This is a genomic window from Streptomyces sp. NPDC101165 (genome assembly GCF_044768135.1).
Taxonomy (GTDB): domain Bacteria; phylum Actinomycetota; class Actinomycetes; order Streptomycetales; family Streptomycetaceae; genus Streptomyces.
This window is the reverse complement of sequence record NZ_JBIWPG010000030.1, coordinates 117373-118221: the sequence shown is the minus strand read 5'-3', so window position 1 is coordinate 118221 and position 849 is coordinate 117373. Positions and strand designations below refer to the sequence as shown.

The following is an 849-nucleotide window of genomic DNA, read 5'->3' as shown; positions in this document are numbered from 1 at the left end:
GGCGTTCGGGTGTTTTGCCGCTGGGTTCCACCGAGGGTCTGGCCCTGTTCGATGCGGCGGGTGAGCCGGCGATGGTGCCGGTGAAGCTGGACCTGACGGGACTGCGGGCCTCCGGTGAAGTACCGGCGCTGCTGCGCAGCCTCGTCCGCACCCCGGCCCGCCGTACGGCGGCCAGCGCGCACGTCGGTGGCGGGATCGTCGCGGCACTTGCCGCGGCCGCGCCCGCCGACCGGCCGGAGCTGGTGCTCGAGCTGATCCGCGGGCACGCCGCCGCCGTCCTCGGACACGGCGACGCGGCGGAGCTCTCACCGGACCGGCGGTTCCAGGACCTCGGGTTCGACTCGCTGATCGCTGTGGAGTTCCGCAACAGGATCGGTGCGGAGATCGGGCAACGGCTGCCCGCGGCACTGCTGTTCGACTACCCGACCCCGGCTGACCTGGTCGACCACCTGCTGCCCAGGCTCGTCGCCGACGAACCGACCGGGCCGGCCGCGCTGCTGGCGGATCTGGATCGGCTGGAGCGCGCGCTGGACGAGACCACGGTGGACGACGAGCGCCTGCTTCGGCAGATCGCCGGCCGGCTGGAAGTGCTCCGCAGCAGGTGGGCGGCAGGTCGGCAGGAAGAGGACGGCTTCGATGTCGAGTCGGCCACCGACGACGACATGTTCCGCATGCTCGATGACGAGCTGGGCCTGAACTGAGGTCCAAGGAGCGTGTCGTGGCAGCGGGTGCCTGTCCGGGCAACCGGTGGTGATGGACACACGAGGGCCGCGGGGGCCCCGGCCGGGGGGGCCGGGGGGGGGCCCCGCCGCGGGGCCCCGCCGCCCAGCGGCGGGGGGGGGAACACCC

1 protein-coding gene is annotated in these 849 nt (G+C 73.9%); it reads left to right on the top strand.

Going from position 1 to position 849, the window contains the following annotated elements:
• The coding region (locus ACIRVH_RS42310; RefSeq protein WP_403965270.1) for a phosphopantetheine-binding protein at positions 1–701 on the top strand (701 nt) is incomplete at its 5' end.
• Positions 702–849: the final 148 nt, after the last annotated feature.